Origin of the sequence: Halorussus litoreus, assembly GCF_003382685.1 — an archaeon.
Taxonomy (GTDB): Archaea; Halobacteriota; Halobacteria; order Halobacteriales; family Haladaptataceae; genus Halorussus; species Halorussus litoreus.
In genome coordinates, this window is sequence record NZ_QLVG01000017.1 from 64415 (window position 1) to 87191 (window position 22777).

Here is a 22777-nt window from a genome sequence, read left to right on the forward strand (position 1 = left end):
ATTGGGACCTGCTATTCTATTCGACCGAGAAGACGACCCGATACCGGGCGGTCGAGCTGTCCCCGCCGTTCTCACCGCCCTCGACGCCGACCGAGACATCCACGACGTACTCGCCCGAGGCCATCTCTCCGGTCGGAACTTCGAAACTCTCGCCGGCCGTCTCGCCGGGCGCGAGGGTCACGATGAGGCCGATTGCGTTGATGGCCTCGACCTCGCGGCCCTCGGTGTGAACGTGGTCGCTCTCCGCGTAGGCGTCGGTCCAGAGCAGGTGGTTTTCGTCGGACTCGCCCACCGGAGCGGCGTGCAGCACGCCGAACGGCCGGGGCGCCCCCGTGGAGATCTCCAGTTCGCTGTCGGCGTCGTTTTCGAGCGCGAGCCGCAGTTTCCCACCGGACTCGCCTGCTCCTTCGCCAGACTCGCTCGAACCGTCGCCCGACTCGCCCGCGACCTCGGCCGACAGGGAGACGGGCGCCGACTCGGTCGCCTCGACGTACGTGGTGTAGAAGGCGCCGTCGAGGTAGGCGTAGCGGTGGTTCTCCAGCTTCTCGAAGAGGCCCGCCGGCGCGCTGTCGAAGCCGTACGCGCCGCTGGCGTTTCCGGCGGCCCTGACGAGTTCCCTGACCTCGGCGTCGGCCTCGGCCACCTGCCACACGTCGCCCCCGACCGCCTCGGAGACGGATATCTCGGTCGCCGAAACGCCGTACGGCGGGCCCGAGTCCTCGACGTCGGCAGACATCGACACCACGTCGCCGTGGTACCGGACCGCCGCGTACTCGTCGAGGAACTCCCGGAGGCTCGGCCAGACGTGCGTGAAATCCATGCCCTTCTCGCGAGCGATGCGGAGTAGCCCGGACATCACGCGCCCGTCGTGGGTGACCGCGGCCTCGTAGGCCTCGTAGTCGGCGATTTCGCCGTCGACCTCGGACTCCGAAACGGCCTCGGCGGTGACCGTGGTCGTCGGGAAGTCGTGGTCGAGCTGGTAGTACGCTCCCGAGCGCGCGACGACCGGCGTCCCCTCTGCGAACTGCAACAGCCAGTCCGGCGGGTCGTCGGTCTCGTAGCCGCCGTCGAGCGCGCGCTCGACGATCCCCTGCTCGCGGTCGGTGAGATCGTCGAACTGGACGGCTCCGCCGCCGGGGTTCTGGCCGAGGTCGTTCATCCGGACCGCGTAGTCGAACGCCTCGACGCGCTCGACCGCCAGCGGGCCGGCGCTCTCGGCAGATTCGGTCGTCGACTCGGTGCTCGACGTGGTCTCCTCGGTCGCGGTGCCGGTGGTCGTCTCGGTGCTGGTCGTCCCGGTGGTCGCGCTGGGCTCGTCGTCGACCGGCTCGGAGGTCCCGAGACAGCCGCTGGTCGCGACCGCGGCCGCTGCGAGGTGGAGGAACGGGCGGCGTCGCATACCGGTGGATGACGCCCGGCGTTCAAAAAAGGTGGGGGAGTTAAATGGTCGCCTGCCGGCCGACGACCGGTGGACTCGACCGGCTGGAGTCATTCCTCCGGGCGGTACACTCGTCCGCGGAAGCTCGCGACCGGCTCGCCGTCTTCGTCGGTGACCGCGACGCGGTAGGCGGCGGTCCGACCGCGGACGTGGACCTCCTCGGCCTCGGCGGTCAGCGTCTCGCCGACCGCGACCGACTCGAAGTACGAGACGTCGGTCTCCATCGCGAGCGCAGTTTCGCCCTCGGCGTTGGAGGCCGCGGCGAACGCGGCGTCGGCCAGCGAGTAGATCGCACCGCCGTGAGGCGTCCCGTGGAAGTTCAACAGGTCCTCGGTGATCGTCAACTCCGTGCGCGCCCGACCGGGGCCGAGGTCGACGAGTTCGACCCCCAGCTTCGCGGCGAAGGGGTCCGAGGCGATGCGCTCGCGGCGCTCGTCGGGAATCTCGCTCATGGCGGCGATTGGTCGGGCTGGTATTTAAAGTCGGGCGCGTCGGCAGCGCGGTCGTCTACCCGCCGCCTCACGCGCTCTCGCCGTCCACCAGCGCGTCCTCCAGCACCTCCATCGGATGGCGAACGTCGTAGCCCGTGCCGTGTTCCATCTGCATCGCGCAGGTGGGACACTCCGTCAGGCCAGTCTCGGCGTCGGCCTCCTCCATGTGCTCGATCATCTCCGCGCCGATCTCCATCGAGGCGTCGTACTTCTCGGCCTTCCAGCCGTAGGTGCCCGAGATGCCCGAACAGGACGGTCCCACGTCCTCCGCGCTCGCGCCGTCGAGATGGTCGAGCAGTTCGACCGCCTGGCCCGCGATACCCTGATTCCGGGCGTGGCAGGGCGCGTGGTAGGCGAATTCGGCGTCACCATCCTCCTCGCCCTCGACCTCGGTTCCGACGGGGTCGAGGTCGACCTCGGCGTCCGCGAGCGCGCCATCGAGGTCCTCGTGGAGCCGCAGGTACTCCGCGGCCTCGTAGGTCCGGGCCGCCACGCTGGCGGTGCCCTCGAAGTCGAACAGTTCGGGGTACTCCTGTCGGAGTGCCATCGAGCAGGACGTGCAGGAGGCGATAACGTCGGCTCCGTCCTCGATGGCGGCGGCGAGTTCCCGGACGTTCGTCTCGGCCGAGCGCCGGGCGTCTTCGAGCATCCCGTTCGCGAACATCGGCGTGCCCGAGCACTGCTGGGGCGGGACCAGCACCTCGTAGCCGAACCGCTCGAACACCCGGACCGTCGCCTTGCCCACCGCCGGGGTGTTGTAGTTCGAGTAACAGCCGTGGAAGTAGGCGACGCGCTTCTCGTCGCGTTCGATTTTGGCTCCGCCTCGCTGCGCTCGCGCCTCCTGCGCTCGCTCTTTCGAGGCGGCGGTGCCCCCTCGCTTCTCCCACCACTCGCGGAACGTCTCCTCGGCGAACTCCGGGAACTCGCGCTCGCTGGTGATTCCCAGAAGCTTCTCGTTGAGCGTCTGCACCAGCGAGTTGCCCATCACGAAGTTGGTGAGCCGCGGTACCTTGCTCCCGAGTCGGGCCAGCGTCCCGTAGTTCGCCAGGATGCGATTCCGAACGTACTCCCGAGAGAGCTTCTCCATCTGCTCGGAGACGAACTCTCCGCGGGCGGTGTTGTGCATCTGGCTCAGGGGCACGTCGGAGGGGCAAGCCGAGTCACAGCGCATGCAGTTCGAGCAGGACGTGATCGAGTCGTCGACCTCGCGGTCGTCCTTTCGCTTGAGCCGCCACTGCTCCGGTCCCTGGAACTTCGGCCCGGGGAACTCGTCGTCGACTTCCGCGACCGGGCAGTTCGTGTCGCAGGTCGAGCACTTGTAGCAGTCGTCGCTCCCCGGTCGGAGGTCCATCGACTCGCTGTCGCCGAAGACCTGCACCGGCTCGAACTCGTCCGATTCGACTGTTTCCTCTTCACGCACGTCCCCTGGGTCGTTCACGTCTTCTGTTTCACTCATTGGAACACCTCCCGTGCCGCCGCGCGCCCGGCCGCGAGCCCCGTCGCCAGCGAGACGCCCGACCCCGACTTCTCGGCCGCGAAGTCGTACCCGCCGAGGACCGCGCCGGCGGCTCGCAGGTTCGGGAACGTCGCGTCGCCCGCCGAGTCGAGCGGCCGCAGGTCGTCGTCCACGGCCACGCCGAACCGGGCGAACGGGTGGTCGCCGAACGCCCCGTCGGCGAACCAGTCGTAGCGGTCCTCGGGATGGGGAACGTGGCAGTCGAAGATCGGCTCGCGGACGCTCTCGCGGTCCGAGTCCACACCCTTGCCGACCAGTCCGCCGGTCGCCAGCACGAACTCCGCGGCGTGGAACGGCACCGTCGCTCCGTTCCGGTCGACCCGGACCGCGGCGATTTCGCCGTCCTGCTCCCCGTTCCCGGTGGTCTCGTAGTTCACCACTGGGTTCCCTGTCGTGAACCGAACGCCGGCCTCGCGGCAGGCCCGGCGGAGCGCGCCCGCCAAGCGCATCCCGGGGACGCTCGGCGAGCCGGTGGGCACCTCGAAGACCGCCGCGCCGAGTTCGGCTTCGAGGTCGGCCAGCACCGCCTCGGTTTCGTGCTGGCCGAGCAGCGCCGGGAAACCGACGCGCTCCGCGCCGTCGAGGTGGGGCTCGACGGCCGCCGCGAGCGCTCGGCGAGCCGGGAGCGTGGTGGAGTACGAACCGCCGGCCCCACGGCCGCCGCCATCGCGGACGCGCTCGACGCGCTCGTTCGCGTCGAGCGCGTCCGCGAGCCGGGTTCTGGCTGCGTCGGCTCGGAACTCGCCGGGGAATCGGACCGTCGCGCCCCGGACCTCGAACGGGACGCCCGCGGCCCGGAGGTGGTCGGCCGCCAGCGGCGCGTCGAAGTCGGTGACGGTCTCGAAGCCGACCAGCAGGGTCGGCCGGTCGTCGCTCGCGAGGCCCTCGGCGACCGTCGCGGGGTACCTCGCGGTCGGCTTGACCGTCCCGCCGTGGGTCGGGACCAGCGCGTTCCGATCGGTGTGGCCGCCGCGGTACAGATTTCCGGTCGCCTCGTCGAACAGCGCGAGCGCCTCGCGGACCGTCTCGACGCCAACCGTCCGGTACGGGTGGCGCTCGGGGAGGTCGGGAATCGCGTCGAAGGGGTCGGCGACGGGACCGCAGGCGGTCCCGCCGCCGACCCCGTTCTCGGTGGTCTCGTCGCCGACCCCGTTCTCGGTGGTCCCGTCGCCGACCCCGTTCTCGGTGGTCCCGTCGCCGACCCCGTTCTCGGCGGGCCTCTCGCCCACCGCTTCACTCCCGCGGCCGCTGGCGACCGCGTTACGGTCGCCAGCGGCCGCCGGGTACCCCAGCACGTCCACCAGCCCGCTCGCACTCTGGAGGGTCGAGTCCGCGTGCGAGAGCACGCGAACGCCCGCGCCCTGGCGAGCGGCCGCGAGCGCGGCGACCATGCCAGCGAGGCCGCCGCCCACGACCACCACGTCGTCTTCAATCGCCATCTCGGGCCTCCGTCTCCTCCGGTCGGTTCGGCGCTCCCGAGTCGAATCGCCCGAAATCGAGCGTTCCGTCCCCCTCGGCCGGGTCCCGATCCCGGTTCATCGTGGTCGCGTGAAGCGCGTAGTTGAGCGCGGCCTGCGAGAGCTGTTCGCCCCAGAGCGCGTGGCGCTGGCCCTTCCAGCGCTCTTGGAATAGCTCGTCGAGCGCCTCGCGGGACTGGGACTCGTCGTACTCGGGATGCAGTTCGGCCGCCATTCGATGACAGCAGAACCCGCCCTGACAGTTTCCCATCGAGGCCCGGGTCCGAATGCGGACCGCGTTGAGGTCGGTCCCCGACCCTTCGATTGCGTCCCGGACCTCTGCCCGGGTCACGGCCTCGCAGTCACAGAGCACCGGGTTGGGACCGTCGGTCGTCAGGACCTCGTCGGCCCGTGAACCGAGCCGCTGGACGCTCCGCCGGCCGACCGGCGAGCGCAGGCCGAACTCGTCCATGTACTCCCGGAGGACCGAGAAGTCCTCGCTGCCGGGGAGCGGGACGTCGGCGGTTTTGCAGTCCGCGGAGACGCCCAGCTTCCCGCAGACGTGGTCGGCGACGGACTCGGCCATCAGCCGGTAGGTCGTGAACTTGCCGCCGACGATGGTGGTCAGGCCCGCGAGGTCGTCCCGGTCGGCGTGGTCGAGCAGGAAGTAGTCGCGCGTGATGTCGGTCGGGTCCTCGGTGGCGGCCCCCGGCGGTTCGTACAGCGGGCGGACACCCCAGAACGACCGGACCGTGCGGGCTTCCCCGAGGATCGGCACCAGTTTCGACAGTTCGTCTATCAGCAGGTCGACCTCCCACTGCTCTTCCGGGTAGTCCTCGGGATCGTCGACCTCCACGTCGGTCGTTCCCAGAATCGCGGTCGCCTCGTGGGGGACCACGATGTCGGCGTCGCCCTTCGGCCGACACCGGTTGATCACGGTGTCGACCTGTCGGCAGTTGGTCACCACCATCGCGCCCTTCGAGGGCCGGACCGCCACGTCCGCGCCGGCCATCTCTCCGAGCTGTCCCGCCCACGCGCCCGCCGCGTTGACCACGTGGTCGGCCGTGATGGTCTCGCGCTCGCCCGCCCGGCGGTGCTCGCGCTTCCCGGGACCCGAGTCGTGGCGCACCTCGACGCCTGTAACCTGGGTTCCGTTCTTGAGGACAGCCACGACCTCGGCGTGAGTCTCGATGCGCGCGCCGTGCTCCTCGGCGCTCGCGGCGTTGGCGACGCAGAGCCGGAACGGATCGACCGCGCCGTCGGGCACCCGAATCGCGCGCTTCACGCTCTTCGTGAGATATGGCTCTTCCTCGCGGGCTTGCTGGCCACTGAGGACCTCGACGGGAATCCCGCACTCCCGACAGCCCGCGAGCTTCTCCTCGAAGTACTCGTCGGGGTCGCCCTCCAGTTGGACGAACTGGCCGCCGGTCATCTCGACGCAGTGGTCGGCGATGTCGCGCAGTACGCGGTTCTCGGCGATGCACTCCTGGGCGCTCGACTGGTCGGAGACGGCGTAGCGGCCCCCGCTGTGGAGCAGCCCGTGCATCCGGCCGGTGGTCCCGTGGGTCAGGTTGCCCTGCTCGACGAGGGTCACGTCCACCCCGCGCATGGCGAGGTCCCGGGCCACGCCACAGCCCGTCGACCCGCCGCCGACCACGACCACCTCGGTGTCGGTCATTCGCTTGGGCGTTGGCCGCCGCGAACTTGAGTGTATTGCTGGCGGCGGCCCCGAGGTGGCGCTGGCGGTGACGTCGGGACGACCGCACCGTGACTCAGTTACCGGCATCGTGGGCGCGGTCGCGACCGACCTTGTCGGCCAGTCGGTCGCCCAGAATCGCCGCCACCATGCCGACGAGGCCACAGATGCCAGCACCGACGATGATCACGAGAGGAGTCAGCAGCGTCGCGAGCACGGCGATCTCCAGCGACCCGTTCAGGACGAGCGCCGCCGAGTTCGAGAAGTGCGAGAAGAGGATGGGTACCGACCCGACGATTCCGACCCGGATTCCGGCGGACCGACTGCTGGTGGGCCGCTGGCTGTAGCGGTATCCCGCGACCAGTCCGGCGGCGAGTATCGGTCCGCCAGAGATTGTCCCGCCGAGGTACGCACCCTCGGCAGGTCCGATCCCCCACGACCTGAAGAACACCTCCCACGAGAGGACGATAGTGAACGGGATCGAAGCCAATCCGAGGAGCGTCGCCGTCCGCAGGGACTCGTCGCGAACTGCCGCTATCGGATCGAAGGCTGCGCACATGGTGGATAGTTCCCGGGTAGCAGTTGTAGGGAGTTGAACCTATCGCACTCCCTTCAGGTCAGTCGGGCGAGGGCGCAGGGTGACGGCCGCCCCGAATCGCTTCGCAAACGTGTTAACCCCCGGAGCAGAACCGTCTCGCATGGTCACTTCGAGTGCTCCGGGGAAGGTCTACCTGTTCGGGGAGCACGCGGTCGTCTACGGCGAGCCCGCGGTCCCCTGCGCCATCGAGCGCCGGGCGCGGGTCACGGTCGAGGAGCGCGACGACGACCGCATCCGGGTCCACGCCGAGGACCTGAGCCTCGACGGGTTCACGGTCGAGTACAGCAGCGATTCCGCCGCCACGCCGGACGTGGACGTCTCCGAGTCGGTTGTCGAGGCCGGGATGCGGTACGTCGACGCCGCGGTCGCGCAGGCCCGCGACGCCGCCGACGCGCCGAACGCGGGCTTCGACGTCGTCATCCAGAGCGAGATTCCCCTCGGCGCGGGGCTCGGCTCGTCGGCGGCGGTCGTCACCGCGGCCATCGACGCTGCGACGAGGGAACTCGGCGTCGAACTCTCCACGGCGAAGGTCGCCGACCGGGGCTACCGCGCCGAGCACGACGCGCAGAACGGCGACGCCTCGCGGGCCGACACCTTCTGCTCGGCGACCGGCGGCGCGGTCCGGGTAGAGGGCGACGACTGCCGGTCGATCGAGGCTCCGGACCTCCCGCTGGTCATCGGTTTCGACGGCAGCGCCGGCGACACGGGCGAACTCGTCTCGGGCGTCCGGCAGCTCCGCGAGGAGTACGACTTCGCGGCCGACACGGTCGAGACCGTCGGCGACCTCGTTCGCTCCGGCGAACAAGCACTCGCGGCGGGCGACCTCGACGAACTCGGCAAGCTGATGAACTTCAACCACGGCCTGCTCGCGGCGCTCGGGGTCTCCTCGCGTTCGCTCGACGGGATGGTGTGGGCCGCGCGCGACGCGAACGCGCTCGGGGCCAAGCTCACGGGCGCGGGCGGCGGCGGCTGCATCGTCGCGCTCGACCCCACCGACGAGACCCAGACCGCGCTGGAGTTCACGCCGGGCTGCGAGGACGCCTTCCGCGCGGAGCTCGACACCGAGGGCGTGCGCGTGGAGGACGAGTGAGATGAGCGGAAACGAACTGACCGTCCTCAAGCTCGGGGGCAGCGTCGTCACCGAGAAGGACTCCCCGGAGACGCTGGACGGGCCGGCGCTCGACGCGGCGGCCGACGCGCTCGCGGACGCGCTCGCGGGCGGAAAGGTTTCGAATCTGGTGGTGGTCCACGGCGCGGGGAGCTTCGGCCACCACTACGCCAGCCAGCACGGCGTCTCGAAGACCGAGGGTTCGCGCGACGCGACCGCGGCGGTCGAGATCAACCGCTCGATGAAGACCCTCAACGAGTTCGTGTTGGCGCGACTCCACGAACGCGACGTGCCCGCGGTGCCGGTCCACCCGTTCTCGGCGGCCCACCGCGACGAGGCCGCCAGCCGAGGCGAAGCGGCCGAAACGACGCTTCCGACCCAACAAGTCGCGACCATGCTCGGCGAGGGGTTCGTGCCGGTGCTCCACGGCGACGTGGTTGCGCAGGCGGGCGCGGGCGTGACCATCCTCAGCGGCGACGAGGTGGTCGTCGAGGTCGCGAAAGGCGTCGGGGCCGACCGCGTCGGCTTCTGCTCGTCGGTCTCGGGCGTACTCGACGACGAAGGCGCGGTGATTCCCGAGATTAACTCGTACGAGGAGGTCGCCGACTACCTCGGCGGGAGCGACGCGACCGACGTGACCGGCGGGATGGCCGGGAAGGTTCGGACCCTGCTGGAACTGGGCGCGCCGGCCAGCATCTTCGGCCCGGACGACCTCGGGTCGTTCCTCGACGGGGAGGGTCCCGGGACGCGAATCGACGGGGCGTGAGGTCGGGCGAGCGGACGTGACGGTCGGGCTGTCTGTCGCTTCGAAGAGTCACTCTGATAGTCAGTGCAATTACTCCTGTCGACTCGGCGCGCGACCAGTGTACAGCGCGGAGCGCGGGGCAAAAGTTTCCCACGATACCCGGGTTTCGGTGGAGTCTAGCGCTTCGAACCTCTCCCGATGGTCTCGAAACGAACCCGACACCCCAGTCCCTCGCCCGTGTCTTCCGTTCGCACGCCGCCGGTGCATTTGAAAGCGCTTTTAAGGGGTGACGAACAACCCAAGGGTACGACCTGCGCGCGGTTGATGATGCTCCTAGCCGCACAGGATCCGACCGGCAGGGGAGCCTGAGCCGACGTGCAGGGAGGTGAACAACCATGCCAGTGTACGTAAACTTCGACGTCCCAGCCGACCTCCAAGACCGCGCCGTCGAGGCGCTCGAGGTCGCCCGAGACACAGGAAGCGTAAAGAAAGGAACCAACGAGACGACCAAGGCGATCGAGCGCGGTAACGCCGACCTCGTCTACGTCGCCGAAGACGTCCAGCCGGAGGAGATCGTGATGCATCTCCCCGAGCTGGCCGACGAGAAGGGCATCCCCTTCATCTTCGTCGAGACGCAGGACGACATCGGCCACGCCGCTGGCCTCGAAGTCGGAAGTGCCGCCGCCGCCGTCACCGACGCCGGCGAGGCCGAGGACGACGTCGAGGACATCGCCGACAAGGTCGAGGAACTTCGATAAGGTGGTTGAGTCATGAGTGCAGAGGAAACCGAAGAGGAAGGCTCCACGCCCGCCGAAGTAATCGAGATCGTCGGCAAGACCGGGATGCACGGCGAGGCCATGCAGGTCAAGTGCCGCATCCGCGAGGGCGAGAACCAGGGCCGCATCATCACGCGGAACTGCCTCGGCCCCGTCCGCGAGGGCGACGTCCTGCAACTGCGCGAGACCGCCCGCGAAGCCGACTCAATCGGAGGTCAGTAATCGATGCCCCAGACCAGAGAGTGTGACTTCTGCGGGTCGGACATCGAGCCCGGGACGGGTACGATGTTCGTCCGCACCGACGGGAGTACCATCCACTTCTGTTCGGCGAAGTGCGAGAAGAACGCCGACCTCGGCCGCGAGCCCCGCGATCTGGGCTGGACCGAGGAAGGTGGCGCAGAAGAGGCCGAACAATGAGCGACGCCGAGCGCACCTTCGTGATGGTCAAGCCCGACGGAGTCCAGCGCGGACTCATCGGCGAGATCGTCGGCCGACTCGAGGAGCGCGGCCTGAAGATGGTCGCCGGCAAGTTCATGCAGATCGACGAGGAGCTCGCCCACGACCACTACGGCGAGCACGAGGGCAAGCCCTTCTTCGAGGGCCTCGTGGACTTCATCACGTCCGGCCCCGTGTTCGCGATGGTGTGGGAGGGTCAGGACGCGACCCGACAGGTCCGCAAGATGATGGGCGAGACCGACCCCGCCGAGTCCGCGCCCGGCACCATCCGCGGCGACTACGGACTCGACCTCGGTCGGAACGTCATCCACGGCTCGGACCACGAGGACGAGGGCGCGAACGAGCGCGAGATCGACCTGTTCTTCGACGAGGAGGAACTGGTCGACTACGAGCGCATCGACGAGCAGTGGCTGTACGAGTAGCGTAGCTGTCGATTTTCGCAGTCCCGTTCTCGCGGTTCGTTCTTGGATCGCTCCAGCGACGCAGCGATTAGTCCCGCTCGTCAATTCCGCTCGTCAATCCCGCTCGTCAATCCCGCTCGTCGTCCCTGCCGGGGAGCCGACGGATCGCCTTCTCCCACCTGTCCCGGGCCGCCTGTCCGGGGTCCGCAAACGGGTCGTACGTGATGTCCTCGGCCGTCCCGACCCGATTCTGCCCGTCGCCGTCGCTCGTCGTCCGCCGCAGGCCGAACGCCGCCGTGAATGCCAACAGCGCGAACAGCAGGGCTAACGGGACGCTGGCGGAACTGTCGAGAGGGAGTACCACGAAGAGCAGGACCGCCAGCAACGCAGCCACTTGGAACGCGTAGACGAGGCGACCGAGCCAGTCGCCCGAAAACTCGACGGTCCACCCCATCTTCTACCGGACGGTCGAACTCGGGGGAAATAAGTTTTTCAAACGGCGTTCACATGACTCGGCGAATTCGAACGAGCGCGAGACCGACCTGTTCTTCGGCGGGGTGGAACTGGTCGACTACGAGCGCGTCGACGAGCAGTGGCTGTACGAGAAGTCCGGTCCTTTCGCAGTCCGATCTTCAGGCAGTGTTTATTCGCCAAAGAGATCCTCGACATATATTGTCTTATTGAAATATACCATGCCAATTAGGAATACTGCCAATATTCCAACTAACTCTGATATGCGCCACCATCCTACTAATTCATTCATCATTAAACCAACCATTGTAACCGTTACTAGTCCGAACGAGACGATCACCGAAGAATAAGCGGCATCCCAATTTCGGGCTTCAACTTGTCGCTGATGAACTGTGTCAAAGCCTCTCTCCGAAATTACGTAGTGCGAATTCTGTTCTTCTTTAATCAGTCCCGTGTGAATCAAATATTCGAGTGCATTTTCTGCTTCAGTACGTGAGAGAGTGGAGTTATCGTTGACTACGGGATGCGATTTCAATATCTTTCCCTCTTTGGGGAATTCTATCCGTACTACCCCATCTGAATCGTGTATATAATGGAGTACGACAGCCCAATTTGGTTGATTCATAGCTATACATATCTACCATGAATAAATAAATCCCATCTAAGTTACCGCGTCAGTAATAATCTCGATTATCCCCGAGAATTATGGTCGTCTGGCCGACACGACATTTATGAAGGTTATCAAATAAACTCAAAATAACCTACCTCTAGTGGAAAAGCAGTTTTGTGTCCCCAATACAACTCCCCGGCATGGACGGAGACATCACCCGCCGGGGCCTCATCGCCGCCATCGTCGGCGGCGGGGTCGTCGGCGGGTCGCTCTCGCCGGTTCGGGGCTATCTCGACCGGTTCGCACCCCTCTCCGGGTCGGCGTGGCGCGACGCCACCGACTCGACGAATCGCCGGGTCGAGAGCCCCTACGGCGCGGCCGAGGTGAGCTACGACGACTACGGCGTTCCCCACGTCGAGGCCGAGAACGAGCAGGCCCTCTACTTCGCCGCGGGGTACGTGCAGGCAGCCGACCGGCTGTTCCAGATGGACCTCCAGCGCCGGGTCATGCGCGGGCAGCTCTCGGAGGTCGTCGGCGAGGGGACGGTCGACTCCGACGAGTTCCACGTCCGGATGGACTTCGCGGGCGGTGCCGAGGCAAACCTCGAACTCCTCGACGGCACGGAGACGGGGACTCTCGTCGAGGCGTTCACCGAGGGCGTCGAGGCGTGTCGGACGCGCGAGGAACTCCCGCTGGAGTTCGGCCTGCTGGAGTACGAGCCCGACCCGTGGACCCCCGCCGACACGATGCTGATGGAACAGCAGATCTCGTGGGGGCTGACCGGGAGCTTCTGGACGCTCCGGCGCGAGCGCCTCGCCCGTGAACTCGGCGCGGACGCCGCCGAGGAACTCTACCCCTTCCGGATGGACCACGACTCGCCGATCATCCGGAACGGGAGCGGCGGCGGTAACGTGGAGAATCGGAGCGTCGCGCGAGCCTCCGGTAACTTCGAGAGCGACGCGCTGCTCGACTGGCTCGGCGAGTTCGAGCGCCCGCCGAGCGTCGGGTCGAACAGCTGGGTGGTCTCGGGCGAGCAGACCGCCAGCGGCCAACCCATCGTCGCCAACGACCCGCATCTCAACCTGATGGCACCGCCGGTCTGGTACGAGATGAACCTCCGGACCGACGACGTGAGCGTTCGGGGCGTCACCTTCCCCGGCGTCCCGTTCGTCGTCATCGGCGAGAACCAAGCCGGGGCGTGGGGGTTCACCAACGCCGGAGCCGACGTCATCGACTTCTACAGCTACGAGATCGACGACGCTGGCGAGCGCTACCGCTACGAGGGCGAGTGGCGCGAGTTCGAGACCGAAGAGCGAACCATCGCCGTCGCTGGCGGCGAGGACCGGAGTATCACCGTGCGGAAGACGGTCCACGGCCCGATGCTCGAACGCGAGGGCCAGCGGGTCGGCGTCGCGTGGACCGGCCACACCGCGACCGAGACGACCAAGGCCATCCACCGGTACAGCCACAGCGACGGGATGGACGACTTTCTCGACGCCACCCGCCAGATGGATCTGCCGACCCAGAGCGTCGTGTACGCCGACCGGGAGGGCAACACCCTCTACTACGTGACGGGTCGCATCCCCATCCGGACGGTCGACGGGGAGGAGGTGTGGGGAACCCGCGTGTTCGACGGCTCGGCTGGCGAGGGCGAGTGGGACGGGTTCGAGCCGTTCGGCGTCTCCTCGTGGGAGGGGTTCGTCCCCTTCGAGGAGAAACCCCACGTGATAAATCCGGACTACCTCGGCACCGCGAACCAGCGCGTCGTCGACGACCCACAACACTACGTGGGCGAACAGTACAGCGCGCCGTACCGCGGCCAGCGCCTCTACGACCTGCTCGACCGCCGCGCCGCGTCCGACGAGCCGATGGACCCCGAATTCATGCGGGAGCTCCAGCGCGACACCCTGTCGACCTGCGCCGAGCAGCTCACCGACGAACTGGTCGCCGCGGCCGAAGGCGAAGACGATCTCGCCGACGCGGTCGAGACGCTCCGCGAGTGGGACTACCGGATGGATCGGGACTCGCGGGCCGCGCTCGTCTTCTCGCGATGGTTCGACCGGTTCCGCGAAGAGACGTTCGGCGACGAGTTCGAGGCCGCGGGCCTCGACGAGTCGTACTACCCCAACGACTGGGTGCTGGCGACGCTGCCCGAGGACAGCCGGTGGTTCGGCGAGGAAGGGCGCGGGGGTGTAATGATTAGCGCGCTCCGGGCCGCTCTCGACGAACTCGAGGACGGCGCGACCTACGGCGACCACAACACCACCGCGGCCATCACGCACCCGTTCGGCCAGGCGTTCCTCAACTACCCCGACTATCCGACCGACGGGTCGGCGTACACCCTGAACAACTACCGGTCGGAGTCGGCCGTCGGGAGCAGCTGGCGGATGATCTGTCCGATGGCCGAAGCCGAAGACTCAATTTGTATCCTGCCTGGCGGCAACTCCGGCGAGTACTTCTCGGACCACTACGACGATCAGCTTCGGATGTGGGCCGACGGGGAGTACAAGCCGATGGACCGTGAGGGTCCCGAAGGGACGGATCTCACCTTCGAGACGACGGAGGGAGACGGATGAGCGACGACGAACCTCGTCGGCCGGGAGTCGCTCGCGCGTGGCTTCGGGAGATTCGGAGCGACCGCCGGGCGCGGTGGTTCGCGCTGGCAGCCGGACTCGCCGCAGGTCTGGCGGCCGCGCGGGTCCACTGGTACGGGTTCGTGCTCGGGGGCGCGCTGGTGGGGCTGGTCTCGGCGACCGCCAAGCGCGGCCTGCTCGCGGGAATCGGGTTCGGCCTCCTCGCGTGGGGCGTCTTCGCTGGCTTGCTGGCGGCCAACGGCGCACTCCTCGCGTACGCCGAGATGGGTCAGCTGACTGCCCTGAGCTTCGGGATTCCGGTCGGACTGGCCGCGCTCGGGTCGCTCATTAGGGGCGTCGTCTGAGAACAGTGGCTGAACTGTCGGAACGTCCTATTTCTCCCCGGAATCTGCTGCCCTATTCGCTTTTGCATCGGAATCCCCTGCAAAGATTCAAATACGAAGGCGGGACGAAACCGGCCCGTGACCTGACCCGGGCCGGAACGCGTCCGCTGTTGCGCGGCGCGCAGCGTTCCGGACAGAAGTCGCTCCGCGACGCGGGTAGCAAACGACCACGCCGCGAGACACCACTGACCGAATGCGCGCCGCCTGTTCGCCATCGAATTCGCCGAGAGTCGTCAGTAGCTGGTTCGAGAACCGTATCGTCCGTGACCGAGTTCCCCCGGCGTGCGCCGCTAGGGGTAGGGGTGGTGGCCCCGCTCCGGCCGGAACTCGAACCCGAGGTCCGGCGGTACTTCCCGCGCGCGCTCCCCGAAGAACGGGTCGCCGGTGAACAGCGGCTGCGCCGCCGGGACGAGCACGCGGACCGCCTCGAAACCCAACTGTTCGAGGTCGCGGGTCGTGAGCCGCGCGGCGTACGCCGACAGGTCGACATCAGCCAACCGAGCGAGTACGGCGTCGAGTTCGGCCGATCCCTCCGGCAGGTCGGCCGGGCCGACGCTCGCGCTCGGTACGGTGGTCTCCGGCGAGACGAACTCCCGGGCGACTTCGGGGAAGTCAGCGTAGCGACCGATCGCGCCGTCCGCGTCGGCGGCGTCCTCGACACCCATCGAGCGGAGTTCGGTCCAGTTCTGGAGCGCCTCGGCCAGCGCCGACGTCGCCGCGGCGTCCGGGTCGAGGTCGGCGTCGGACCCGACCGCGAACCGCGGCCACTTCCCGTCGCGGTGGACCGCGGCGGCCACGACCGGGACGTCCACGTCTTGGGTGACCAGCAGAGCCGTCACGTCGAGGTTCGCTGCGCGTGCGCGCGCTCGGAGCGCGTCGAATCTCTCCGTCCGAACCGACAGTTCGAGTGGGTCGAACGTGGAGTACCACGCCAGCATCGTGGCGTCGCGTTCCAGAATCTCGTACAGCCCGGACAGCAGGGCCTCGACCGGCGAGTTTCCGAGGCCGAGCCCGGTGGTGATCGACGGTTTGTTCCGAATCTCCGGTGGGGGGAAGTGGACGAACTCCGCTGGCAGGTGGACGGCGTCGCCCGTCTGAAGTTCCTCGCCCTCAACCCACTGTAGCTCCGCGTTGGGCCCCGGCACCGACCAGTCCTCGGGCCGGACGAACGCGTCGGGAGCAACTGCCGCGTCGAGGTCGGACGCGCGCGCCGTCCGGAACGCCGATTCCCGGTAGACGCCCGCGGCGTAGCGTTCCAGCCCCTCGCCGAGCGCCTTCATCAGCCCCTCGTTCCAATCGGCCGCGAGTCCCGCAGCCTGCTCGGCCGCCGTGACGTCGCTGAACCCCTCGGTGTCGGCGAGGTTCGCGAGGTAGTACGGCGCGGGGAACGACTCGACCTCGCCGACCTCCGACACCACGCCAACTCGCTCGTCGACGGCCTGTTCGGCGCGCGAGAGGGCGTCGTCGAGGTCCGCGTCGACGTACACGCGGTCGATGTCTGAGTCACGGGTAGCCGCGCCACTCCCGGGTTCCGATCCGCAGATTGAACAGCCGGGCACTGGCAGGAGGGTGCGCTCGGCGTGCGGGACCTCCAGAACGCCACCGAGCGCAGCGGACTCGCCGCCCGTGAGCAAACTCGCCGCCTCGCGCCCGGCGAGCGCGCCCGCGAAGCGCGCGCTCGCCGGGCGCGGCGTGGAGGTGTCGTCGTTCGGTCCGTCGGCCGCACTGCTGGCAGTCCCGCCGTCCGCGTCGCCGGAGTCGTCCTCACCGTCGAGGTTCGCGCGAACTCTGGTCCGGAGACACTCGTAACAGGCGGTGGACGGGGCGTACCCCGACACCGCGGCCTCCACGGTCGGTATCGAGCGGCCGCCGACACCGCCGAGTTCCACCCCGAGCCACGGCGTCCCCGCCTCGCGCGCGGCGGCGTTCGCCGCGGCGAACGCCGCCGCGCCGGCCTCGGCGACGACCACGGCGAAGTCCGTCACTCCCACGCGGTCGGGGTCGCACGTGACGGTCTCGGCTGGCACGTCGTCGAGCGCGGCACTGACGGCGTCGACGCCCGGCCCCGACCCGACGAGTCCGACAGTCGGTGTACTCATGGCTCGACGCTCGGAGTCCGGGAGCAAAAGCGCGGTGCTATCGCTCGGCGATCGGCGCGCAAAAGAATGGTGGTCGCGACGTCAGTGCAGGAGGCTCTGGGCGACGCCCGCGAGCTGGTCGGTGTCGGCCTCGCGGAGGTCGTCGTTGGCCAGCTTCAGCCGGAGGCGGGGTCGACCCACGTCGATGGGGACCTTCTCCGTGCCGATGAGGCCCATGTCCTCGAGCTTCGTCTTCGTCCGCGAGAACGTCGCCTTGCTGGCGATGCCGACGTCTTCGCCCCACTTGCTGATGTCGTACAGCAGAGCCTCGTTCTTCGCTGCGACGAGCAGGCTGATCGTGACCTCGTCGAGCCCGTCGCCGTCACCACGCGCGGTCTCCATCGAGGACAGCACCTCGTCGAAGTCGTTCTGGGCGTCGGGGCTGATCTCGTCGCCGAGCGTGTCCCGCACGCGCGAGAGCGGGGGCGTCCGGAGCGAGAACTCGTCGGCGGCCTCGAACTGCGCGGTGTAGGAGTCGAACGCCTCCGCGACGAACTCCTCGTCGTCTGCGGTGAGCCCGCCCACGCGGTCGTCCGCGGTGACCAGCGCGATGACGACCTCGTCGGTCACCAGCAGCGAGTTGCTCGGCACCTCGTCGGTGGTGCGCAGCGCCAGCGCGCCCGCGTCGATGAGGTCGGCGGCGTTACTCGCGATGATGAAGTCCTCCATCACGTCCTTCAGCGTCCCCGACTGGGCGAGCATCTGGATCGTCGGCAGTTCACCGTCGTACTCGGTGGCGACGTCGATGAGTTCCTCGATGGCTTCCGTCGAGGGGTTGACCACGAGCAGTTCGTCCGGCGCGTCGTCGATGACCGTCCGGAGGATTTCGGCGATTTCCCGGTTCAGTAAATTCGATTCGGTCTCCATATACCCACAAACGTTTTACCCCTACTTAATTTTAACGTTATTAACAGGGGGAAATCGCGGATTATACACGTGATTCGACAGACAGTGTGAAAGTCGTAACTGTACAATCTGACTCGCCTTGGATGTGAACCCTCTGACCGAAAATAATACGTAGCTGTCTCAGAAAATCGAGCGGCCCAGCCGTAATCCGTACTTTCGCTCACCGATTTAACGAGCAGTTTCCACTGTTATTCTCTCCATACCACTCAATGAAAGATACGAAATATTCAAGTGTTGTGAATCTGTAACAGGAAACAAGCCATGCGAGGCAACATTCGACAGTGGTTCGTTGACAATCCCAGAGCGATGACTGCAGCGTACGGTCTGCTACTGACTGGTTCGGTGTTTGCGGAGATCAGTCTCCAGAACGCGGCCGGTGCGGCTTCCGGACCCTAGAAGTCGAGTCCGTCGCCTAATTCTTCAGACCAGTACAGTTCGCCGTCGTATATAACCGGGGCTTTGGCGCGATCCAGGAAGGTCAAAAGTTCGTCGCGATTGAACTCCAGTGTTTGCTTCGTCCCTTGGAGGCGGAACTCCTCGTAGTCCTCGTGAAAGATCTGGTAGATCGAACCGTTGTTGTTGACCGACAAGAGTTCGTGCGTCATCTCGTAGGAGCCGTCGCTTCGCTCGTCGACCGTCAAGAGGACTGGGAACCGGTTGTCCGCCTGCGTGAGGACGTGTGTCCCGTCCCCGACCACCGCGTAGTCCTTTCCCATCATGATGCGTCGGCGCGCGAACCTGAGTGCGAGGTCGATGTTGAACCCGTTGACGAGAAGTTGGGCGAACGCCACGCCGACCTTCGCCGCCTGCTTGTTCAGGACCTTCGTGAACGTGACCGCACCGGCGACACTCCCTTTCTCGATCAGATCTCTTCCTTCGTAATAGGACCCGCAGGCGTTCAGGAAGAACGTCTGGACGTTGCTCTCCTCTATGTTCGAAACAGCGAGATTTCCGTTGCGACAGCGCAGGCCGCCTTCTTCGCAGTGACCGATGTAATGGACGAAGTCGTGGGAAGACTCGAACACATCGGTCAACTCGTCCTTCGAGAGGTGTTCTCGAACCGTTACGTCGAGCGGAAGCTGTTTGGCGCGCCGCTTGTAGATCTCCGCGACGCTCTCGTGTTCGTCCACCATCTCCTCGTCGTTGAGAATCACCGAGATGTCGATGTCCCCGCCGTCGTTGTCGAGGTACTTGAATCGATTCTCGTACGCCTGGGGCACCACCTTGAACACGTCTATCGGAACGCCGTCGGCCACCCACCCGTTCACCCGGCCCTCGTGGAGCACCGGGTCCCGTCTATCGACGGACTTCACTGGTCCCGTCCCCGCTCGCGTAGGTTCCCGTCCGTTCGACGGTCGGGAGCCATTGCCACGGTAGAAGTCGTCTATCGACTTGTTCAGCAGTTCGTCCTTCTCGAGGTCGGTGGACTCGGGCAGGTAGACGAGGCCAAGATTGTTGAGGAGATACGGGAGCAGTTCGATACGGTCGGGTGACGGGTCGACGTGAAAGGCCAGATGCCACTCCGGAAACTCGTCGTCGATGCGTTCGTACGGCGTGTCGAGATACGTCGCTAGTTGCTCCGCCGGACTGGCGTGATACGCCGCTTCGCTGTCGAGCCCGACGTCGTCGAGCAGCGACAGCTCCGAGAGATTCCAGCTGTACTCGGCGGCGTTTCGGACGAGACAGTCGAGAAAGAACACTCGTCGGAGGAGGTCCGCGACCTCGTGCTGGAATCCGGGAAGCGGTGCGAGCTGGTACTCGACCCCGGCTTCGGGGGCCCGAAGCACGGGCATCCGACGATCTTCGACGCTCATCTCTGCCTGCAGGTAGTACGCCAGGGGCGCGGCGACGAACGAGTACTTCAACGAATCGGGAACGGCGAGTTCGATCCCGACGTCGAAACGCTGGTCAACTACGGCATCGGGGATGTCGGTCGAACCCAGTTCGACTCGCGGCGGATGGCCCCGGAGCGACGGGTACGAACGCATCGAACCGGTCGTCTTGTGCGACGAGGAGAGGTGGGAGACCGCGGTCGCCACGCCGTCCGCTGTCTCCGGTATCGTGATCGTGTCGACCGGTTCCTCGTGACGGCTCCGAAACCCGAACGTCACGAGCGTTGGCTCGGGAAACGACACGTAGAGTTCGTTGAAGTCGTCGGTCTTCTCGACTGTGGCAGAGCCAGAGAACCGAACGTACAGCTTGATGTTGAGGCTGATGTCGAGCAGGTACTCGCTCGGCGGGAGGGTCAGCGGCTCGGAATCGGCACCGTGTTCGTGCTCCTGCCCGGACTGGAGATCCGTCACCTTCACCAGCGCCGCGAGGACGCGTAGCTCCGAGACGTACCCCGAAACCGTCTCGTCCAGCGGCCGGTCGATGTCGTAGCCCGCGTCCGCGTGGGTCCACCCTTCGGTGTCGATAGAGACTTCCGTCTTCGTGCGATCGAATACGCGCAACCCGGACTCCGTCTCCTCCCACTCGATCATGTCGGCGGTGTACAACGTTTCTCACCGGGCGCTTATATTTTTATCGACGCTATCGTAGCCGGGAAAGGTAAGCTTATACGCCGGGCGAGCCGAATTTCCGACATGGACTACGACCGGGTCAGCGAGGTCGACCCCGCGGTAGGTGAGGCGCTCGAAGCCGAACGCGACCGCCAGCGGCAGACGCTGGAGATGATCGCAAGCGAGAACCACGTCAGCGAGGCGGTCATGGCAGCGCAGGGAAGCGTGCTCACCAACAAGTACGCCGAGGGGTATCCGGGATCACGCTACTACGGGGGTTGTGAACACGTCGACACCGTCGAGCGACTGGCAATCGAGCGCGCCGAAGAACTCTGGGAAGCCGAGCACGTCAACGTCCAGCCCCACTCGGGCACGCAGGCCAACATGGCGGTGTACTTCGCCATGCTCGACCCCGGCGACAAGATCCTGTCGCTGGACCTGACCCACGGCGGCCACCTCAGCCACGGCCACCACGCCAACTTCACGGGCCAGCTCTACGAGGTCGAGCAGTACGAGGTCGACCCCGAGACGGGATACCTCGACTACGAGGCACTGCGCGAGCACGCCGAGGAGTTCGAGCCGGACATCGTCGTGTCGGGCTACTCGGCGTACCCCCGCGAGGTCGAGTGGGAGACGATCCAGGAGGCCGCCGACGCGGTCGACGCCTACCACCTCGCGGACATCGCCCACATCACGGGGCTGGTCGCCGCCGGCGAACACCCCTCGCCGGTCGGCGTCGCCGACTTCGTCACGGGCTCGACGCACAAGACCATCCGGGCCGGCCGCGGCGGCATCGTCATGTGCGACGAGGAGTACGCCGACGCGATCGACTCGGCCGTCATCCCCGGGATGCAGGGCGGACCTCTGATGCACAATATCGCCGGCAAGGCGGTCGGGTTCAAAGAGGCTCTCACCCCGGAGTTCGAGGAATACGCCGAGCAGACCGTCGCGAACGCCCGCGCGCTGGGCGAGCGCCTGCAGGAGCACGGCTTCGGCCTCGTCTCCGGCGGCACCGACACTCACCTCGTGCTCGTGGACCTCCGCGAGTCCCACGAGGACGTGACCGGCAAGGACGCCGAGGAGGCCCTGGAGGACGTGGGCATCGTCCTGAACGCCAACACCGTGCCGGGCGAGACGCGCTCGCCGTTCGTGACCAGCGGGATTCGGGCTGGGACCCCGGCGCTCACCACGCGCGGGTTCGACGAGGAGGACTGCCGGTACGTCGGCGACCTCATCGCCGAAGTGGTCGGCAACGTCGACGACGACGACGTGAAGGGCGAGGTCGCCGAGCAGGTTCAGGAACTCTGCGAGGCGAATCCGCTGTACGAGTAGTTCCGACCCAGCCCGTTATTCGAGTCGTCCAGCGTCAGTCCTATCGCTCGTCCGGAATTTAGCGACGTATGGTCTCGGTTCTTATCCGAAACCGGTCATTACCTTTTAACGTGGCGTCCCGAATTCCACTCCGCGACCGAGGCCAAACTGCCGACGATGGAATTGCAAGAACGTGCATCAAATAGTGATTCGGGAGCGGGAAATGGGCACGAACCCGAGGGTTGAAATGGTTCGGCGCCTCATCTTCCGACAATGACAGAGGTTATCGACGGCAACGCGGTGGCCGCGGAGATGCGGTCCGCGCTCACGGACGGCATCGAGACGCTTTCCGACGCCGGCGTCCGACCCGGACTCGCCACGGTGTTGATGAGCGACGACCCCGCGAGTGAGACGTACGTCTCGATGAAACAGCGCGACTGCGAGGAGGTCGGCATCGAGGGCATCCACGTCGAGCTCGACCCCGACGCGCCCGCCGAGGAGCTGTTCGACACCGTCGCGGACCTCAACGACGATCCCGAGGTCCACGGCATCCTCGTCCAGATGCCGCTCCCTGACCACGTGGACGACCGGGACGTCATCCGGGCTATCGACCCGGCGAAGGATGTGGACGGCTTCCACCCAGAGAACGTCGGCCGACTCGTCGCCGGGAACCCGCGATTCAAGCCCTGCACGCCCCACGGCGTCCAGAAGCTCCTCGAATCCGCCGACGTTGACACCGAGGGCAAGGACGTGACCATCGTCGGCCGGTCGAACATCGTGGGCAAACCGCTGGCGAACCTGCTCGTCCAGAAGACCGACCTCGGCAACGCGACCGTCACGCTGTGTCACTCCCGGACGACCGACCTCGCGGAAAAGACCCGCCGGGCCGACATCATGGTCGCAGCCGCGGGCGTCCCAGAGATGGTCGACGGGTCGATGCTCTCGGAGAGCACGGTCGTCGTGGACGTTGGCATCAACCGCGTCGACGCGGACACCGACAAGGGGTACGAACTCGTCGGCGACGTGGAGTACGAGAGCGCCGCCGAGAAAGCCAGCGCCATCACGCCGGTCCCCGGCGGCGTCGGCCCGATGACTCGCGCGATGTTGCTGTACAACACCGTGAAGGCCGCGAGTCAACAGGAATCCGTCGACGTGGAACTGCCCTGAGACGCGACTTCTCT

Annotated in this window: 21 protein-coding genes; 10 read left to right on the top strand and 11 right to left on the bottom strand. The window is 66.8% G+C overall.

The window, feature by feature from the left end; translation table 11 throughout:
* Nucleotides 1–16: 16 nt before the first annotated feature.
* The 6 genes from DPQ64_RS10795 to DPQ64_RS10820 form a co-directional block, all read right to left on the bottom strand.
* On the bottom strand, nt 17–1399 hold the full coding sequence (locus tag DPQ64_RS10795) for a hypothetical protein (RefSeq protein WP_115864355.1): 1383 nt from the start codon (nt 1397–1399) through the stop codon (nt 17–19).
* A gap of 89 nt (nt 1400–1488) precedes the next feature.
* Nucleotides 1489–1890, bottom strand: coding sequence for a hydroxyphenylacetyl-CoA thioesterase PaaI (gene paaI, locus DPQ64_RS10800; RefSeq protein ID WP_115864356.1), 402 nt, complete (start codon nt 1888–1890; stop codon nt 1489–1491).
* Between the two features lie 67 nt (nt 1891–1957).
* On the bottom strand, nt 1958–3385 hold the full coding sequence (locus tag DPQ64_RS10805) for an anaerobic glycerol-3-phosphate dehydrogenase subunit C (protein ID WP_115864357.1): 1428 nt from the start codon (nt 3383–3385) through the stop codon (nt 1958–1960).
* Nucleotides 3382–4884, bottom strand: a complete 1503-nt coding sequence (glpB, locus tag DPQ64_RS10810) for a glycerol-3-phosphate dehydrogenase subunit GlpB (protein WP_115864358.1) — start codon at nt 4882–4884, stop codon at nt 3382–3384. Before glpB ends, DPQ64_RS10805 begins: the two co-directional genes overlap by 4 nt.
* Nucleotides 4874–6580: an anaerobic glycerol-3-phosphate dehydrogenase subunit GlpA gene (gene glpA / locus DPQ64_RS10815; protein ID WP_115864359.1), complete on the bottom strand. Its 1707-nt coding sequence runs from the start codon at nt 6578–6580 to the stop codon at nt 4874–4876. Before glpA ends, glpB begins: the two co-directional genes overlap by 11 nt.
* A gap of 94 nt (nt 6581–6674) precedes the next feature.
* Nucleotides 6675–7157, bottom strand: coding sequence for a DUF5518 domain-containing protein (locus DPQ64_RS10820; protein WP_115864360.1), 483 nt, complete (start codon nt 7155–7157; stop codon nt 6675–6677).
* Between the two features lie 139 nt (nt 7158–7296).
* Between DPQ64_RS10820 and mvk the strand changes: the two genes are divergently transcribed.
* From mvk to ndk, 6 genes are all read left to right on the top strand, one after another.
* Nucleotides 7297–8286: a mevalonate kinase gene (gene mvk, locus DPQ64_RS10825; RefSeq protein WP_115864361.1), complete on the top strand. Its 990-nt coding sequence runs from the start codon at nt 7297–7299 to the stop codon at nt 8284–8286.
* Nucleotides 8287–8302: 16 nt separating this feature from the next.
* Complete coding sequence (locus tag DPQ64_RS10830) at nt 8303–9070, top strand: isopentenyl phosphate kinase (protein WP_368276062.1); 768 nt, start codon at nt 8303–8305, stop codon at nt 9068–9070.
* A gap of 374 nt (nt 9071–9444) precedes the next feature.
* Nucleotides 9445–9807: a 50S ribosomal protein L7Ae gene (gene rpl7ae / locus DPQ64_RS10835; RefSeq protein ID WP_115864363.1), complete on the top strand. Its 363-nt coding sequence runs from the start codon at nt 9445–9447 to the stop codon at nt 9805–9807.
* 12 nt (nt 9808–9819) lie between these two features.
* A complete protein-coding gene (locus DPQ64_RS10840) occupies nt 9820–10047 on the top strand; it encodes a 30S ribosomal protein S28e (RefSeq protein ID WP_115796086.1) in 228 nt (75 codons plus the stop codon).
* A 3-nt stretch (nt 10048–10050) separates the two neighbouring features.
* Nucleotides 10051–10242: a 50S ribosomal protein L24e gene (locus DPQ64_RS10845; protein ID WP_115864364.1), complete on the top strand. Its 192-nt coding sequence runs from the start codon at nt 10051–10053 to the stop codon at nt 10240–10242.
* Nucleotides 10239–10703, top strand: coding sequence for a nucleoside-diphosphate kinase (gene ndk / locus DPQ64_RS10850; RefSeq protein WP_115864365.1), 465 nt, complete (start codon nt 10239–10241; stop codon nt 10701–10703). Before DPQ64_RS10845 ends, ndk begins: the two co-directional genes overlap by 4 nt.
* A gap of 106 nt (nt 10704–10809) precedes the next feature.
* Here the strand turns inward: ndk and DPQ64_RS10855 are convergent, their stop codons facing one another.
* On the bottom strand, nt 10810–11136 hold the full coding sequence (locus tag DPQ64_RS10855) for a hypothetical protein (protein ID WP_115864366.1): 327 nt from the start codon (nt 11134–11136) through the stop codon (nt 10810–10812).
* Between the two features lie 189 nt (nt 11137–11325).
* Nucleotides 11326–11778: a hypothetical protein gene (locus DPQ64_RS18780; protein ID WP_157971669.1), complete on the bottom strand. Its 453-nt coding sequence runs from the start codon at nt 11776–11778 to the stop codon at nt 11326–11328.
* A 185-nt stretch (nt 11779–11963) separates the two neighbouring features.
* Here DPQ64_RS18780 and DPQ64_RS10865 point away from each other — a divergent pair, with 185 nt between their 5' ends.
* Both DPQ64_RS10865 and DPQ64_RS10870 read left to right on the top strand, forming a co-directional pair.
* The gene (locus DPQ64_RS10865) at nt 11964–14339 is read left to right on the top strand and encodes a penicillin acylase family protein (protein ID WP_115864367.1); all 2376 of its coding nucleotides are present in this window, start codon (nt 11964–11966) and stop codon (nt 14337–14339) included.
* Nucleotides 14336–14701 (top strand): hypothetical protein, encoded by a 366-nt coding sequence (locus DPQ64_RS10870; RefSeq protein ID WP_232820559.1) that lies wholly within the window; start codon nt 14336–14338, stop codon nt 14699–14701. The genes DPQ64_RS10865 and DPQ64_RS10870 overlap by 4 nt, the downstream gene beginning before the upstream one ends.
* Nucleotides 14702–15030: 329 nt before the next feature.
* Here the strand turns inward: DPQ64_RS10870 and DPQ64_RS10875 are convergent, their stop codons facing one another.
* From DPQ64_RS10875 to DPQ64_RS10885, 3 genes are all read right to left on the bottom strand, one after another.
* Entirely contained in the window at nt 15031–16839 is a 1809-nt protein-coding gene (locus tag DPQ64_RS10875) for a YcaO-like family protein (protein WP_115864368.1), read from the bottom strand.
* Nucleotides 16840–16920: 81 nt separating this feature from the next.
* On the bottom strand, nt 16921–17745 hold the full coding sequence (tbsP, locus tag DPQ64_RS10880; RefSeq protein ID WP_115864369.1) for a transcriptional regulator TbsP: 825 nt from the start codon (nt 17743–17745) through the stop codon (nt 16921–16923).
* Nucleotides 17746–18176: 431 nt separating this feature from the next.
* Entirely contained in the window at nt 18177–20267 is a 2091-nt protein-coding gene (locus DPQ64_RS10885; protein ID WP_115864394.1) for a hypothetical protein, read from the bottom strand.
* A gap of 102 nt (nt 20268–20369) precedes the next feature.
* Here DPQ64_RS10885 and glyA point away from each other — a divergent pair, with 102 nt between their 5' ends.
* Nucleotides 20370–21617: a serine hydroxymethyltransferase gene (gene glyA, locus DPQ64_RS10890; protein WP_115864370.1), complete on the top strand. Its 1248-nt coding sequence runs from the start codon at nt 20370–20372 to the stop codon at nt 21615–21617.
* Nucleotides 21618–21869: 252 nt separating this feature from the next.
* A complete protein-coding gene (locus tag DPQ64_RS10895) occupies nt 21870–22763 on the top strand; it encodes a bifunctional methylenetetrahydrofolate dehydrogenase/methenyltetrahydrofolate cyclohydrolase (RefSeq protein WP_115864371.1) in 894 nt (297 codons plus the stop codon).
* The last annotated feature ends 14 nt before the right edge of the window (nt 22764–22777 follow it).

What these genes read in the sequence shown, in the direction of transcription:
- DPQ64_RS10840 (WP_115796086.1), top strand. Translation starts at nt 9,820, where the DNA reads ATGAGTGCAGAGGAAACCGAAGAGGAAGGCTCCACGCCCGCCGAAGTA.
- DPQ64_RS18780 (WP_157971669.1), bottom strand. Translation starts at nt 11,778, where the DNA reads ATGAATCAACCAAATTGGGCTGTCGTACTCCATTATATACACGATTCA.
- DPQ64_RS10855 (WP_115864366.1), bottom strand. Translation starts at nt 11,136, where the DNA reads ATGGGGTGGACCGTCGAGTTTTCGGGCGACTGGCTCGGTCGCCTCGTC.
- rpl7ae (WP_115864363.1), top strand. Translation starts at nt 9,445, where the DNA reads ATGCCAGTGTACGTAAACTTCGACGTCCCAGCCGACCTCCAAGACCGC.
- mvk (WP_115864361.1), top strand. Translation starts at nt 7,297, where the DNA reads ATGGTCACTTCGAGTGCTCCGGGGAAGGTCTACCTGTTCGGGGAGCAC.
- DPQ64_RS10805 (WP_115864357.1), bottom strand. Translation starts at nt 3,385, where the DNA reads ATGAGTGAAACAGAAGACGTGAACGACCCAGGGGACGTGCGTGAAGAG.
- glpA (WP_115864359.1), bottom strand. Translation starts at nt 6,580, where the DNA reads ATGACCGACACCGAGGTGGTCGTGGTCGGCGGCGGGTCGACGGGCTGT.
- DPQ64_RS10865 (WP_115864367.1), top strand. Translation starts at nt 11,964, where the DNA reads ATGGACGGAGACATCACCCGCCGGGGCCTCATCGCCGCCATCGTCGGC.
- glpB (WP_115864358.1), bottom strand. Translation starts at nt 4,884, where the DNA reads ATGGCGATTGAAGACGACGTGGTGGTCGTGGGCGGCGGCCTCGCTGGC.
- tbsP (WP_115864369.1), bottom strand. Translation starts at nt 17,745, where the DNA reads ATGGAGACCGAATCGAATTTACTGAACCGGGAAATCGCCGAAATCCTC.
- DPQ64_RS10875 (WP_115864368.1), bottom strand. Translation starts at nt 16,839, where the DNA reads ATGAGTACACCGACTGTCGGACTCGTCGGGTCGGGGCCGGGCGTCGAC.
- paaI (WP_115864356.1), bottom strand. Translation starts at nt 1,890, where the DNA reads ATGAGCGAGATTCCCGACGAGCGCCGCGAGCGCATCGCCTCGGACCCC.
- ndk (WP_115864365.1), top strand. Translation starts at nt 10,239, where the DNA reads ATGAGCGACGCCGAGCGCACCTTCGTGATGGTCAAGCCCGACGGAGTC.
- DPQ64_RS10895 (WP_115864371.1), top strand. Translation starts at nt 21,870, where the DNA reads ATGACAGAGGTTATCGACGGCAACGCGGTGGCCGCGGAGATGCGGTCC.
- DPQ64_RS10820 (WP_115864360.1), bottom strand. Translation starts at nt 7,157, where the DNA reads ATGTGCGCAGCCTTCGATCCGATAGCGGCAGTTCGCGACGAGTCCCTG.
- DPQ64_RS10845 (WP_115864364.1), top strand. Translation starts at nt 10,051, where the DNA reads ATGCCCCAGACCAGAGAGTGTGACTTCTGCGGGTCGGACATCGAGCCC.
- glyA (WP_115864370.1), top strand. Translation starts at nt 20,370, where the DNA reads ATGGACTACGACCGGGTCAGCGAGGTCGACCCCGCGGTAGGTGAGGCG.
- DPQ64_RS10795 (WP_115864355.1), bottom strand. Translation starts at nt 1,399, where the DNA reads ATGCGACGCCGCCCGTTCCTCCACCTCGCAGCGGCCGCGGTCGCGACC.
- DPQ64_RS10870 (WP_232820559.1), top strand. Translation starts at nt 14,336, where the DNA reads ATGAGCGACGACGAACCTCGTCGGCCGGGAGTCGCTCGCGCGTGGCTT.
- DPQ64_RS10885 (WP_115864394.1), bottom strand. Translation starts at nt 20,267, where the DNA reads ATGATCGAGTGGGAGGAGACGGAGTCCGGGTTGCGCGTATTCGATCGC.